Genomic DNA, 12,963 nt, shown 5'->3' on the forward strand with positions numbered 1-12,963 from the left:
ACATCCGCGCTCCCTAGCGTGGTGTCGGATCGGCACCGCCCCGGGCGGTGCCGCGAGCGCCGGCCCGGCGATCCGCACCCACGTCACGAAAGGGAATCCACGTGAATTCTCGCGCACTCCTGCGCTCCGCAGCTCTGGTCACCACCGCCCTCCTGCTGGGCGGCACCCTCGCGGCCTGCTCCTCGAACGGCGACGGCGACGACACCGCTTCTGGGAGCGTCGTCGATGCCTCGACCGCCACCAGCGCCGCCGATCTCGGCGGCTTCGACGCGCTCGTCGAGGCCGCTCAAGCCGAGGGCGAGCTCAACGTGATCGCGCTGCCCGAGGACTGGGCCAACTACGGCGCGATCATCGCCGGCTTCGAGGAGGAGTACGGCATCGCGGTCAACTCCGCGTCGCCCGACGCGTCGAGCGCCGAGGAAATCCAGGCCGCCGAGAATCTCAAGGGCCAGGACACCGCCCCCGACGTCTTCGACCTCGGCGCGGCCGTCGCGCTCGAGAACACCGACAAGTTCGCGCCTTACAAGGTCGAGACCTGGGATGACATCCCCGACGAGAACAAGCACCCCGAAGGGCTCTGGGTGAACAACTACTCGGGCGTCATGTCGATCGGCTACGACAGCGACAAGCTGCCCGAGCCCACCTCGCTCGACGATCTGCTGAGCGACGACTACCGCGGTGCGGTCGCGCTGAACGGCGACCCGACGCAGGCCGGTGCGGCGTTCGCCGCGGTGGGCTGGATCGCGGCGCTGAACGGCGGCGGCGTCGACGACTTCGGCCCCGGCATCGACTTCGTGGGTCAGCTGCGCGGAGCGGGCAACTTCCTCACCCTCGACCCCACGCCCGCGACCATCGCGTCGGGCGAGACCCCGGCCGTGTTCGACTGGTCGTTCAACAACGTCGCCGCCGCGGCCGACAAGCCGAGCTGGAAGACCACGGTCATCCCCGGCGCCGCGTACGTCAGCTTCTACAACGAGGCCATCAATGCCGACGCCCCGCACCCGGCGGCCGCCCGCCTCTGGCAGGAGTGGATCTTCTCGGACGAGGCGCAGGCCCTGTTCCTCGAGGGGAACGCCGTGCCCGTGCGCGTCGACGCCCTGAAGGCCTCGGGCGCCGCCGATGAGGGTGTCATCGAGGCAGCGACGTTCGGAACGGAGGGCGACGACTGGATCTCGCCCGACCAGGCGCAGACCGAGGCCGCGAACGAGGTGCTCGCCGAGCGCTGGGCCGCGACGATCAAGTGACGGCTCGCGGCGCCTCGCGCCTCCCGGTCGAGCCGGGTCGCGCGGGGCGCCGCTCCGCTTCCCTCATGAAGTCGCGCATCCTCCCGGCACTCGGGCTCGCCCCGTTTGCGGCCTACGTGCTGCTGTTCCTCGCCGTGCCCACGCTGCTCGCCATCGGCAGCGGGTTCTTCGACGACGAGGGGTTCACCCTCGACAACCTGGGCGCGCTGCTCGCCCCCGCCACGCTCGAGGCGTTCGGCGCCAGCGTCTGGGTGAGCGCCCTCACCGCCGCCATCGGCGCGGTGGTGGGAGCGGTGCTCTGCTGGGCCCTCGCGGCTCTGCCCGAGACGGGGCCGCTGCGCCGGGTCGTCGACTCGGCCAGCTCCGTGCTGGCGCAGTTCGGCGGTGTCATGCTCGCCTTCGCGTTCATCGCGACCATCGGCATCCAAGGCATCGTCACGGTGGTGCTGCGCGAGCGGGGCGGGGTCGACATCTATTCGGGCGGCGTCTGGCTCTACGAGCTGCCCGGCCTCATCCTGCCCTATCTCTACTTCCAGGTGCCCCTCATGGTCATCACCTTCCTGCCCGCCGTCAGCGCGCTGCGGCCGGGCTGGGCAGAGGCGGTCGCCACGCTGGGCGGGTCGAGCGGCGCGTACTGGCTGCGGGTCGGCCTGCCGATGCTCGCGCCCGCGTTCCTCGGCTCGCTGCTGCTGCTGTTCGCCAACGCGTTCTCGTCGTACGCGACCGCGGCGGCGCTCATCAGCCAGGGCTCGCAGATCGTGCCGCTGCAGATCCGCGCCGCCCTCATCGGCGAGACCGGCGGCAGCAGCGCGAGCACGGCGGGCGCCCTCGCGCTCGGCATGATCGTCGTGATGACCGCGGTGATGCTCGTCTACGGGCGGCTCATGGCGCGCGCCGCGAGGTGGCAGCGATGAGCGCGCGAGTGACCGGGCGCCCCTCGCCCGTCGCCGCCCGCATCGTCGTCGCGGTCGTCGGCGGCCTCTTCCTGATCCCGCTGGTCGCCATGCTCGAGTTCACACTGCGGCAGACCGCCGGCGGCTACGGCCTCGAGCACTGGGCGGCGCTGTTCGATCCCGAGAACGCGCGCAGGTACCGCACGCTGTTCCAGGGCATCGGCAACTCCTTCGCGCTCGCGGCCATCGCACTCGCGATCGTGCTCGTGCTGTTCTTCCCCACGATCGTGCTGGTGCACCTGCGCTTCCCGCGCCTCGAGCGCGGGCTCGACCTGCTCACCGTGCTGCCGATCGCGATCCCCGCGATCGTGCTCGTGGTGGGCTTCGCACCCGTCTACCGGGTGATCGGGCAGCTGTTCGGGTCGGGGGCCTGGACGCTCGGACTCGCCTACGGCGTGCTCGTGCTGCCGTTCGCGTACCGCGCCATCGTGGCCGATCTGCAGGGCATGGACGCCCGCACCCGCGCCGAGGCCGCCCGGTCGCTCGGCGCGGGCTGGGGCACCGTGCTCGTGCGGGTCATCGCGCCGGGCGTGCGGCGAGGCCTGCTCGCCGCCTCGCTGCTTACCATCGCGATCGTGCTCGGCGAGTTCACCGTCTCGTCGCTGCTCAACCGCACGACCCTGCAGGTCGCGCTGCTGCAGGTGTCGAAGTCCGACCCGTTCGCGGCCGTCATCGTCTCGCTGCTCTCGCTCATCGGCGCCTTCGCCGTGCTGCTCGCGGTGAGCAGCACCGGATCGGCGAAGCGGCGAGGCGCGCGACGCGTCGGCGGCCCCGTCGCGGGCGCGCTCGCCGCACCCGGCGCCCCGGCCGCGCCCGCCCCCGTTTCCGCCACCGCCAAGGAGTCCTGACGTGTCCACCGATCCCTCGACCACCGGTTCCTCGGTCCGCCTGGAGCGGGTCGCCAAGTCCTACGGCTCCACCACGGTGCTGCACGGCGTCGACCTCGAGCTCGCCCCCGGAGAGCTGATCTGCCTGCTCGGCCCCTCGGGCTGCGGCAAGACGACCGCGCTGCGCTGCATCGCCGGGCTCGAGCCCGTCTCGGGCGGCCGCGTGCTCATCGGCGGCGACGACGTCACGGGGGTGCCAGTGAACCGCCGCGACATCGGCATGGTCTTCCAGCAGTACTCGCTCTTCCCCCACCTCACGGTGGCGCGCAACGTCGAGTTCGGCCTCGAGATGCGGCGCGTGCCGAGGGCCGAGCGGGCGGCGCGCAGCGCCGACATGCTCGACATCGTGGGCCTCTCGCACCTCGCCGAGCGCTTTCCGCACGAGCTGTCGGGCGGCCAGCAGCAGCGCGTGGCGCTCGCCCGCGCCCTCGTCACCCGGCCGCGAGCCCTGCTGCTCGACGAGCCGCTCTCGGCGCTCGACGCCAAGGTGCGCGTACGGCTGCGCGAGCAGATCCGGCTCATCCAGACCGAGCTCGGCATCACGACCGTGTTCGTCACCCACGATCAGGAGGAGGCGCTCGCCGTCTCGGACCGGGTCGCCGTGATGGAGGGCGGCCGGATCGCGCAGCTCGGCACGCCCGAAGAGCTCTACCGCCGCCCCGCGTCGCCCTTCGTGGCCGACTTCGTGGGGCTCTCGAACCGGGTCGACGGCCGACTCGAGGGCGATCGGGTAATCGTGCGCGGCGCCGAACTCCCCGTCGTGGCGCCGCCCGCGACCGGCGGCGCCGAGGTTCGGGTCTACGTGCGCCCGGAGCACGTGCGGCTCGGGGCCGGCTCCCAGCGGGGCGCGGGGCAGCTCGACGCAGTGGTGGTGTCGAGCGGATTCCTCGGGCCGATCCGACGCACCATCGTGCAGTTCGCAGACGGCGACACGCTCGCGGTGCAGCACAGCGCCGAGGCGGCCTACGGGGCGGGCGACCGCGTGCGGGTGTCGTTCGCCGCGGAGCCCGTGACGGTGGCGCCGCGGAGCTGATCGACGCGCCGCGCGCCCGCGGTGAGGGATCCGGCTCCGGTGCGGCCTCGGAACGCCGCGGTCGCACCGGAGTCGGAGCCCTCACCGACGCTGCTCGAAGAACTCTCGCAGCAGCGCGGTGCTCTGCTCGGCGCGCACCCCGGACACCACCTCGGGCACCGGGTGCGGCAGGCGGCCGTCGCGCAGCAGGTCGTAGACGCTGCCCGCGGCCCCGGCCTTCTCGTCCCACGCGCCGAACACGACCCGCGGCAGGCGCGCGGCGAGGATCGCCCCCGCGCACATCGCGCACGGCTCCAGGGTGACCACGAGCGTGCAGTCGTCGAGCACCCGGTCGCCGAGGGCCCGCGCCGCCTCGCGGATGGCGATGACCTCGGCGTGGCCCGTCGGATCCGGATCGCCCTCGCGCGCGTTGCGGCCCGTGCCGAGCAGCGAGCCCTGCGGCCCCAGCAGCACCGCGCCCACGGGGATCTCCCCCTCACCAGCGGCGCGGCGCGCCTCCGCGAGCGCGAGGTCCATCGCGGCGAGGTCGCCTGGCGATGGAGGGAAGGGGGGCACGGCAATAGGATAGGCGCATGCGAGTCTTCGTTGCGGATCATCCGCTGATCACCCACAAGCTGACGGTGCTGCGCGACGAGAACACGCCGCAGCCCACGTTCCGGCTGCTCATCGAGGAGCTCATGACGCTGCTCGCCTACGAGGCCACCCGCGAGGTGCGCGTCGAGCCGCACGGGATCGTCACGCCCGTCTCCCCCACCACCGGGGTGCGCCTCAGCGAGCCGCTGCCGCTCATCGTGCCGATCCTGCGGGCCGGTCTCGGCATGCTCGAGGGCATGGTGAAGCTCGTGCCCACCGCCGAGGTGGGTTTCCTCGGCATGGTGCGCGACGAGCAGACGCTCGAGCCCACCACCTACGCCGAGCGTCTGCCCGACTCGCTCGCGGGTCGCCAGTGCTTCGTGCTCGACCCCATGCTCGCGACCGGCGGGTCGCTCGCCGCGGCCATCGAGTTCCTGTTCGCGCGAGGCGCTGACGACGTCACCGCGATCTGCGTGCTCGGCACACCCGAGGGCGTCGAGGTGATCCGCAAGGCGGCCGGCGATCGCAAGGTGACGCTCGTGCTGGGCGCACTCGACGACGGGCTCACCGACGAGGCGTTCATCACGCCCGGCCTGGGCGACGCGGGCGACCGCCTGTACGGCACCGTCGACCGCTGACGCGGCCGATCCGCCGCTTGACACGGCCCGCAATGCTTTGCTTAACTGTGCGTTATGCATGAGACCATTCGCACCCAGTCCGCCTTCGAGGTGAACTTTGGGCAGACCGGCATGATGATGGCCGGTCACGGTGTCATGCGCTGTCGAATGTGCATGTGAACGACTTCTGAACCTCGTTCGCCCCGTCGAGTCTGCAGACTCGGCACCCGCGTGAATCGCTGAGCGCCGCCGATCCCGGATCCGCAGCTCGATTCGCACCCCGCGAGCACCGTGCCCTTCTCGCCCGGCTCGCAGCATCGCACCCGCGGCTCTGCCCGCACCCGCCGCAGTACCCGCCGAACTCAGGCACGCGGCACGACAGCTTCGAAGGACATCACCATGAACGCCACCACCGCACAGGCCCCCCGCTCCGCCCAGACCCTCCGCTCGGTCCGCCCCGACCTCGCCGCCGATCTGCCCGCGCAGGCGGCCCCCGAGCGCAACGTGCCCGAGGGCACCGAGGTGCGAGGCTTCGCCCTCTACGTCGGACTCGCCGACGACAAGATCGCCGACGGCGACCCCCGACTCGGCGAGATCGTCACCCGCATCAAGCAGCTCGTCGCCCAGCTGTCACCCGCTGCCGAGACATACGCTGCTGTGGCGCTCGCCCCCGAGGGCACCGGCGGCCGCGACGTCGACGTGGTGCGCCTCGCCCTCGGCGATCCCGCCGCGCACGCGCGCCAGAAGCAGCACGAGGCCGAAACCGAGGATCGCGTCGCCGGCGGCGTCGTGCTCGATCTCTCCCGCAAGCGCGTGCTGCTCGACAATGTTGCGGCGGCGCTCACGTTCCGGGAGTTCGAGCTGCTGCAGTACCTCGTACTGCGCGAGGGCCGCACCATCAGCCGCGAGGAGCTCATCACCGGCCTGTGGGGCGATGCGCCCGCCGACGAGGTGCCGAGCGAGCGCACCATCGACGTGCACGTGCGGCGCCTGCGCGTGAAACTCGCCCAGTACCAGGACATCGTGCGCACCGTGCGCGGCACGGGCTACCGCTTCGACCGGCACGCCGACGTCTCGATCCTGCACACCGCGGCCCCGAGCCCCGATGTATTCTGAGAGTCACCTGCGCACCGAGCAGATCGACGACGAGCGGATCGGTAAACCGAGACGTCCGTAGCTTCCGGCGGGTCCCGGCCTGCGGTAACGTCGTTTTCACACGAAGTTTCGAAGGAGACACCGATATGTCAACGCTTCCTCCCGAAGGCCAGGGCGAACGGCCGACCGGCGGCCAGCCCACCAGCATCCCGCCGACCGGCGCTCCGAACGAGCCGCCCGCAGCCCCCACGGCTCCTGAGAATCCTGATCCCCAGACTCCGCCCGCGCAGCCTCAGTACGACGCCCCGCAGCCCCCGCCTCAGTACGCTCCTCCGGTGGCCCCCGATTACCAGGCGCCTCCGCAGCAGCCGGGTTACCAGCCTCCGGCGGGCGGCCAGGTGCCTCCGGGGGGCTATCAGCAGGCCGGGTACCAGCAGCCCGTCGCCGATCCCGTGAGCAACATCACGCTGAACTACTGGCTGTCGGTGTTCTTCGTCTGGGTGCCCGCGCTGATCTTCTACCTCATCGAGAAGGACAAGGGCAATCCGCAGTCGTACGCCTTCCACCGCGACAACCTCAACTTCTCGCTGGTGCGGACGGGCCTCTACGTGATCATCGTCATCGCCGGTTTCATTCCCTACCTGAACCTGATCCTGGTGCCGCTCATCTGGATCGCCCAGATCGTCACCTTCATCTTCCACATCATCGCTGCGGCGAAGGCCCCCGAGGCGTACCGCCGCGGCGAGCAGCCCGGATTCATCTTCAACATCCCGTTCGTCAAGTAAGCGGTGACGCCCCGGAGGGCGGTTCGTCGGATTCGCCGGCTTCGGCCTTGCGAGCCCGACGGGCCGCCCTCCACATGTTCCAGCGCTCCCAGAATCGGGCGAGCACCTTCCGCAGCCACCCGAGCAGGCGGCGCGCCCAGTGGTACTCGGTGCCCAGGATCGTGAGCCCGATGAAGACGATGAGCCAGCCCGGACCGGGTAGGGGAACGAGGATCAGCCCGACGATCACCACGAGCACGCCCAGCACGGTGACGACGACCTTGTAGGTCGTGTTCAGCCAGGGGCGTCGACGGATCGCGGCGCGCCAGCGCTCCATGAAGCGTCCGAAGCGCTTGCTCAGTCGATGGACGCGCTCCGCATCGCCGGCGTAGGGGTCGGACATACGGAGAGAATACGGGTTCGGGCTGGCATTCGGCTTGAGAGGTCGCGTCTCGCACCTCCGAATCCGCCGCGAGTCGCCCCGAGTGACCCCGTCCACCAGCGGCGCGGCGGTACTGTCGGAGCATGAACTGCCCCAGTGACGGAACCACCCTGCTCATGAGCGAGCGCCAGGGCATCGAGATCGACTACTGCCCGCAGTGCCGGGGAGTCTGGCTCGACCGCGGTGAGCTCGACAAGATCCTCGAACGCGCACATGCCGAGGCTGACGCGATCCCATCATCGCAGGCACCGCCCTCGGTTGCCCCTCCCACGGAGGCGCCGCAGCAGCCGTCCTATCCGCAGCCTTCGCAGCCCCCGGCCTACCCGCAGGCCGCGCCCAGGTACGACGAGCCGCGGTACGAGGATCGCCGCCATGACGGCCCGCGCGATCCCTACTACGGCGACCGCGGCTACGACAACCGCGGCTACAACCGCCGCCGCGATCCCCGAGCGCGCAAGAAGAGGCCCTTCGACTTCCTCGACGATCTCTTCGACTGAGCGCGGGCTCGCGCCGCCGCCCAGGGAGGAGATCGCGTTTCGGGCGGGTGGGTTCCAGGGCGGATCCACCGCCTGAAACGCGATCTCCTCCCTGGGCGGCGGGCCCAGATGGGACTGCAAGGCCGGAGCAGGCAGGCAGGCAGGGCTAGCAGAGCAAGCAGGACTAGCAGGGCTAGCAGAGCAAGACTGCTACTCCCCGGCGAGCGCCCCCTGCGCGAGGCGGCGCACCACGCCGGTCAGGTGGTCGACGCCCGCCACGAGGTCCTCGTCGCGGGTGAACTCCTTGAGGTTGTGCGAGATGCCGTCGACGCTCGGCACGAAGAGCATCACGGTGGGCACCGTGTCCTTCATATTGGTGGAGTCGTGGCCGGCCACCGTCATCACCCGGTCGCTGGTGAGGCCCAGTTCCTCGGCGACCTCGCGGGCCAGCTCCAGGCCGTGCTCGGGGTAGGGGTTCTGATCCCAGCTGTGCTCGGCCACGATCTCGATCTCCACGCGATCCTCGCGCTTCACCCGCTCCACGGTCTCCATGACCCTCGCGTAGGCGGCGCTCAGCACCTCGCTGCTCGGCGAGCGCAGGTCGAACAGCAGCTGCACCTCGCTCGCCACCACGACGGGCGAGTTCGGGTAGACGTTGATCTCGCCGCAGGCCGTGTGCAGCGCTCCCGGTTCGAACTCGTCGACGAGCTCGCGCGCAGCGACGATGAGTCGCGCGGCGCCGAGCAGGGCGTCTCGACGGTCGGACATGAGCGTCGATCCGCTGTGCGCCTGCTCGCCCGTGATCTTGAACTCGAACTTGCGCGCTCCCCAGGTGGCGTTCACGAGGCCGATGGTCACGCCGTCCTCCTCCATGCTGCGCCCCTGCTGCACGTGGATCTCGGCGTACGACGCCACATCGGGCCCCTCGAATCCGCCGCGCTCGCCGATCGCGTCGAGCGCGTCCTTGACGGTAGTTCCACGAGGGTCAGGCGTCGCGAGCGCGTCCATGAGCGGCATCTTGCCCGTGAACACCGAGCTGCCCATCATGGAGGGCTTGAAGCGGGATCCCTCCTCGTTGAACCAGTTCACCACTGCGAGGTTGAAGCGCGCCTTCGAGGGGTGGGCCCGCAGCTCCTCGGCGACGCGGAAGCACGCGTGCGCCGCAGCCATGACGCCGTAGGCCCCGTCGAAGCGCCCGGCGGTCGGCTGCGAATCCATGTGCGAGCCGGTGAGCACGTAGGGCGCGCCGGGCACGAGCTCGAGCAGCCCGAACTGGTTGCCGATCGCGTCGCGCTGCACCGTGAAGCCGTGCGATTCGAGCAGCCTCGCGAACCACTTCCGCTGCTGCCCGTCGGCCTCGCTCGCGGCCTGCCGCTCGACGCCGTTCGTGCCCTCGACCGCGCCGAAGCGCGAGTGCACGGCCCAGTCGGCGAGAAACGCCTCCGCCTGCGGGGAGTTCTGCTCGGTCATGTTTCGTCCTCTCGGTGCGGGATGGGGATCAGGATCGCGAGTCGTAGCTGAGCTCGCCGCCGAGCACGGTGGCGACCACCTCGAGCTCGGCGATGCTCGGTGCGGTGAGCGGCGAGGCCGAGAACACGGTGAAGTCGGCGAGCTTGCCGCGCTCGAGCGTACCCTTGTCGGCTATCTGGCCGGTGGCGCGGGCGGCCCACTCGGTGTGGGTGCGCAGTGCCTCCTCGGGCGTCAGCGCCTCGGAGGCTCCGAGCACCGCACCGCCGTCGGTGCGGCGGTCGACGGCCGACTGCATGCCGCGGCGCAGGTTGTTGTCGGCGACGGGCAGGTCGGAGGATCCGGCGAGCAGAACCCCGGCGTCGACCACCGAGCGGCCGCGGTAGAGCCAGTCAGCGCGCTCGGGGCCGACGCGATCCGCCATCTGGTCGCCGATGGGGCCGATGAAGCCGGCCTGGGGCGTCACCGCGATCCGGAGCCTCCCGGCGCGCTCGAGCTGGTCGGAGCGCGCGATGCCGAAGTGCTCGATGCGGCACGGTGCGGCGAGGCGGCCGTAGCGATCCTGCGCCTCCTCGATGAGGTCGAGGGCGAGATCGATCGCCGCGTCTCCGATGGCGTGCATCGCGAGCGGCCAGCCGGCGCGGTAGGCGCCGAGCGCGCGCTCGCGGTAGGTCTCGGGTTCGTCGAGCAGGTAGCCGCGGCTGTGGTCGTGGCCGCAGAAATCCTCGGTGACGGCGGCCGTGGCGCCGAGCAGGGAGCCGTCGAGGAATACCTTGACGTGCCCGAATCGCACGGCGTCGTCGCCGAAGCCGTAGCGGATGCCCAGGTCGAGCCCGCGGCCGCGACCCTCGCCGTGGAAGTCGGCGGCGTGCCCCTCGAGGGGGCGCAGCGCGTCGATGGCGGGCATGAGCTGCGCTCGGGCGTGCAGGCGCCCCCGCTCGGCCGCGGCCTGGTAAGCGGCGACCTCGACGGGGCTGTGGCCGATCCATCCCCCGCCCACACCCGCCTCGGTGAAGCTCGTGATCCCCTCTGCGGCGTAGCGCGAGGTGGCCGCCTCGAGCGCCTCGACGAGCCGCTCGGTCGAGTAGGGCAGCAGCAGCGCCTGCACGAGCCCCTGTGCCGCCTCCTCGACGAGTCCGTTCGGCGTGCCGTCGGCGTCGCGCACCACGACCCCGCCGACGGGATTCTCGAAGCCGGGATCCATGGCGCCGACGAGCCGCAGCGTGGCGGTGTTGGTGATCGAGGCATGACCCGAGGTGTGGCGCAGGTAGAGCGGGCGCTCGCCCGTGATCTCGTCGAGTCTGGCGATGTCGGGGAAGGCGCCGCCGTGGTGCGCCTGGTTGAAGCCGGTGCCGTGCACCCAGGCGTCGGGATCACCGGCCGCGTCGAGGCGGACGACCTCGGCCTCGACCAGCGCGTAGAGCTCATCGAGGCCGCGGGCACGGCTGAGGTCGATCGAGGCGAGACCGAGCCCCCACCAGGCGGTGTGGCAGTGGGCGTCGATGAGACCGGGCGTGACGACGGCGTCACCGAAGTCGAGCGTGCGATCCACCTCGAGCCCGGCGATCTGCTCGTCGAAGCCGACGATGCGGCCGCCGATCACGCCGACGGTGCGCGCGGTGGGGCGTGCCGGATCCATCGTGAGGATCTCACCCGCGGTGAGGATCAGGTCGAGCTTCATGGTGCTGCTCCTTCTCGGTCGTGGTCGCGGATCGCTCAGGCGGCGATCTCGTCGGGGGCGGGCGGCATGACCTCGCTGCTGATGAGCACGTGGATCAGCGCCGGGCCGTCCACGGCGAGCGCCCGGTCGAGGGCGGGGGCGAACTCCTCGGTGGTCTCGACCCGCTCGCCGTGTCCGCCGAACGATTCCATCCACGCCTTGAAGTCGGGGTTCGCCATGCGGGTACCGGAAGGGCGGCCGGGGTAGTGCTTCTGCTGGTGCTGCACGATCGTGCCGTAGATGCCGTTGTCGACGACGATCACGAGCGGCTTCGACCCGTGCGCGAAGGCTGTGGCGACCTCCTGGCCGTTCATGAGGAAGTCGCCGTCGCCGCACACCGCGACCGCGCGCCGGTCGGGGAACGCGAGCGAGGCGGCGACGGCCGCCGGTACCGCGAGACCCATCGCGCCATTGCGGGCACCCACGAGGCTCGCCGGCGCAAGGTGCCGCACAAAGCGATGCGCCCAGATCGTAGCGTTGCCCGCACCGAAGGTGAGGATCGCCTCGCCCCGCAGGCGGTCGTCGAGTGCGGCGAACGCGACGCCGAGGTCGACACCGGCATCGGCGAGGGCTCCGGGCACCGAGGCGTCGGATCGATGCGTCGCGAAACGAGTCTGGGCGGCTGCGCGCTCCCCGCGCCAGGAGTCGTCGCGATCCCCGCGCGCCAGATCGGGATCGACGGCGGCGAGCGCGCTCACGAACGCCCGCGGTGTTGCGACGATCTGCTGATCGATCCGGCCCGCGTGAGCCTTGCCCTCGGCATCGGCGGTGACGAGCACGGTCTCGGCCTCGAATCCGAGCGTGTAGCCGTCGCTGAGCACGTCGGTTCGGGCGCAGCCGACGAACACGAGCAGGTCGGCCCGCGCGTACCCCGCGGCCACCGCGTCGGCCCGCCCATACCCGAGCCAGCCGGCCCACGCGCCGCTGTCGTGCGGCACCGCGTCGTACGCGCGCCAATCGGCGAACACGGGCACTCCCGCCGCCTCGGCGAAGGCCGCGAGCTCCGCCCCGCAGCCTGAATGCCAGCCGTCGCCGCCGACCACGATCGCGGGGCGCTCAGCACGCGCGATCCGCTCCACCAGCGCGGAGATCTCGTCCGAGTTCAGCGCGAGCACGGGCGCAGCGGTGGGGCCCGTCACGCAAGCATCGGTGACCTCGACCAGGAGATCCTCGGGCAGCCCGACGACGACGGGACCCGGCCGACCGGCGGCGGCGATCCGCATCGCCTCATCGGTCAGCTCGCCGGCACGGGCCGGGTCGTCGATCGTGATGACCCGCTTCGCGGTCGATCCGAACCATCCCGCGAGGTCGAACTCCTGGAACGACTCGCGCTCACGATCCGCCACGGGGATGAGCCCCACGAACAGCACGAGGGCCGTCGCATCCTGCCACGCAGTGTGGATCGAGATCATGGCGTTCGCCGCTCCGGGCCCGCGGGTGACCATCGCGATTCCCGGTCGGCCCGTGAGCCGACCCTCTGCGAGCGCCATGAAACCGGCGCCGCCCTCGTGCCGGCATACGACGGTCTCGATGGAGGAGTCGTGCAGCCCGTCGAGCACGTCGAGGTAGCTCTCGCCGGGCACGGCGTAGACGCGCTCCACGCCGTGCGCCTCGAGCGTGCGGACGATCAGGTGGCCGGCGGACTGTGACATGGGTCGATCCTTTCGGATGGATGCGGGGAGAAGGAGTGGA

13 protein-coding genes are annotated in these 12,963 nt (G+C 71.2%); 8 read left to right on the plus strand and 5 right to left on the minus strand.

The genetic code is table 11. The features are described from left to right. Positions 1–101 precede the first annotated feature (101 nt). The 4 genes from AC0KXF_RS05925 to AC0KXF_RS05940 all read left to right on the plus strand — a co-directional run bounded on the left by AC0KXF_RS05925 (position 102) and on the right by AC0KXF_RS05940 (position 4,117). On the plus strand, positions 102–1,244 hold the full coding sequence (locus tag AC0KXF_RS05925; protein ID WP_473108291.1) for an ABC transporter substrate-binding protein: 1,143 nt from the start codon (positions 102–104) through the stop codon (positions 1,242–1,244). A gap of 65 nt (positions 1,245–1,309) precedes the next feature. Beyond that, on the plus strand, positions 1,310–2,158 hold the full coding sequence (locus tag AC0KXF_RS05930; RefSeq protein ID WP_473108292.1) for an ABC transporter permease: 849 nt from the start codon (positions 1,310–1,312) through the stop codon (positions 2,156–2,158). After that, positions 2,155–3,045 (plus strand): ABC transporter permease, encoded by an 891-nt coding sequence (locus AC0KXF_RS05935; protein WP_255572559.1) that lies wholly within the window; start codon positions 2,155–2,157, stop codon positions 3,043–3,045. The genes AC0KXF_RS05930 and AC0KXF_RS05935 overlap by 4 nt, the downstream gene beginning before the upstream one ends. 1 nt (position 3,046) lies before the next feature. After that, the gene (locus AC0KXF_RS05940; RefSeq protein ID WP_223042530.1) at positions 3,047–4,117 is read left to right on the plus strand and encodes an ABC transporter ATP-binding protein; all 1,071 of its coding nucleotides are present in this window, start codon (positions 3,047–3,049) and stop codon (positions 4,115–4,117) included. A gap of 81 nt (positions 4,118–4,198) precedes the next feature. On the opposite strand, the gene AC0KXF_RS05945 is transcribed toward AC0KXF_RS05940, so the two are convergent. After that, positions 4,199–4,633 carry a nucleoside deaminase gene (locus AC0KXF_RS05945; RefSeq protein ID WP_223045240.1) on the minus strand — a complete coding sequence of 145 codons (435 nt, stop codon included), beginning with the start codon at positions 4,631–4,633 and terminating at the stop codon, positions 4,199–4,201. Between the two features lie 56 nt (positions 4,634–4,689). Here AC0KXF_RS05945 and upp point away from each other — a divergent pair, with 56 nt between their 5' ends. The 3 genes from upp to AC0KXF_RS05960 all read left to right on the plus strand — a co-directional run bounded on the left by upp (position 4,690) and on the right by AC0KXF_RS05960 (position 7,187). Continuing rightward, positions 4,690–5,328 (plus strand): uracil phosphoribosyltransferase, encoded by a 639-nt coding sequence (upp, locus tag AC0KXF_RS05950; RefSeq protein ID WP_473108293.1) that lies wholly within the window; start codon positions 4,690–4,692, stop codon positions 5,326–5,328. Between the two features lie 378 nt (positions 5,329–5,706). Next, positions 5,707–6,423 carry a winged helix-turn-helix domain-containing protein gene (locus AC0KXF_RS05955; protein WP_223042532.1) on the plus strand — a complete coding sequence of 239 codons (717 nt, stop codon included), beginning with the start codon at positions 5,707–5,709 and terminating at the stop codon, positions 6,421–6,423. Positions 6,424–6,548: 125 nt separating this feature from the next. Next, a complete protein-coding gene (locus AC0KXF_RS05960; RefSeq protein ID WP_473108294.1) occupies positions 6,549–7,187 on the plus strand; it encodes a magnetosome magnetite crystal formation protein family in 639 nt (212 codons plus the stop codon). On the opposite strand, the gene AC0KXF_RS05965 is transcribed toward AC0KXF_RS05960, so the two are convergent. Then, positions 7,180–7,569 carry a TIGR02611 family protein gene (locus tag AC0KXF_RS05965; RefSeq protein WP_255572560.1) on the minus strand — a complete coding sequence of 130 codons (390 nt, stop codon included), beginning with the start codon at positions 7,567–7,569 and terminating at the stop codon, positions 7,180–7,182. The two genes, AC0KXF_RS05960 and AC0KXF_RS05965, sit on opposite strands and share 8 nt — an antisense overlap. A 122-nt stretch (positions 7,570–7,691) precedes the next feature. On the opposite strand from AC0KXF_RS05965, the gene AC0KXF_RS05970 reads away from it, so the two are divergent. Beyond that, positions 7,692–8,105 carry a TFIIB-type zinc ribbon-containing protein gene (locus AC0KXF_RS05970; protein WP_473108295.1) on the plus strand — a complete coding sequence of 138 codons (414 nt, stop codon included), beginning with the start codon at positions 7,692–7,694 and terminating at the stop codon, positions 8,103–8,105. A 189-nt stretch (positions 8,106–8,294) separates the two neighbouring features. On the opposite strand, the gene AC0KXF_RS05975 is transcribed toward AC0KXF_RS05970, so the two are convergent. The 3 genes from AC0KXF_RS05975 to AC0KXF_RS05985 are packed head-to-tail and all read right to left on the minus strand — an operon-like array spanning position 8,295 to position 12,923. Beyond that, on the minus strand, positions 8,295–9,554 hold the full coding sequence (locus AC0KXF_RS05975; protein ID WP_473108296.1) for a M20 family metallo-hydrolase: 1,260 nt from the start codon (positions 9,552–9,554) through the stop codon (positions 8,295–8,297). A 28-nt stretch (positions 9,555–9,582) separates the two neighbouring features. Next, positions 9,583–11,232 carry an amidohydrolase gene (locus tag AC0KXF_RS05980; protein WP_473108297.1) on the minus strand — a complete coding sequence of 550 codons (1,650 nt, stop codon included), beginning with the start codon at positions 11,230–11,232 and terminating at the stop codon, positions 9,583–9,585. Positions 11,233–11,267: 35 nt separating this feature from the next. Beyond that, positions 11,268–12,923 (minus strand): thiamine pyrophosphate-dependent enzyme, encoded by a 1,656-nt coding sequence (locus AC0KXF_RS05985; RefSeq protein ID WP_473108298.1) that lies wholly within the window; start codon positions 12,921–12,923, stop codon positions 11,268–11,270. Positions 12,924–12,963: the final 40 nt, after the last annotated feature.

The organism is Leucobacter holotrichiae, from assembly GCF_055791005.1.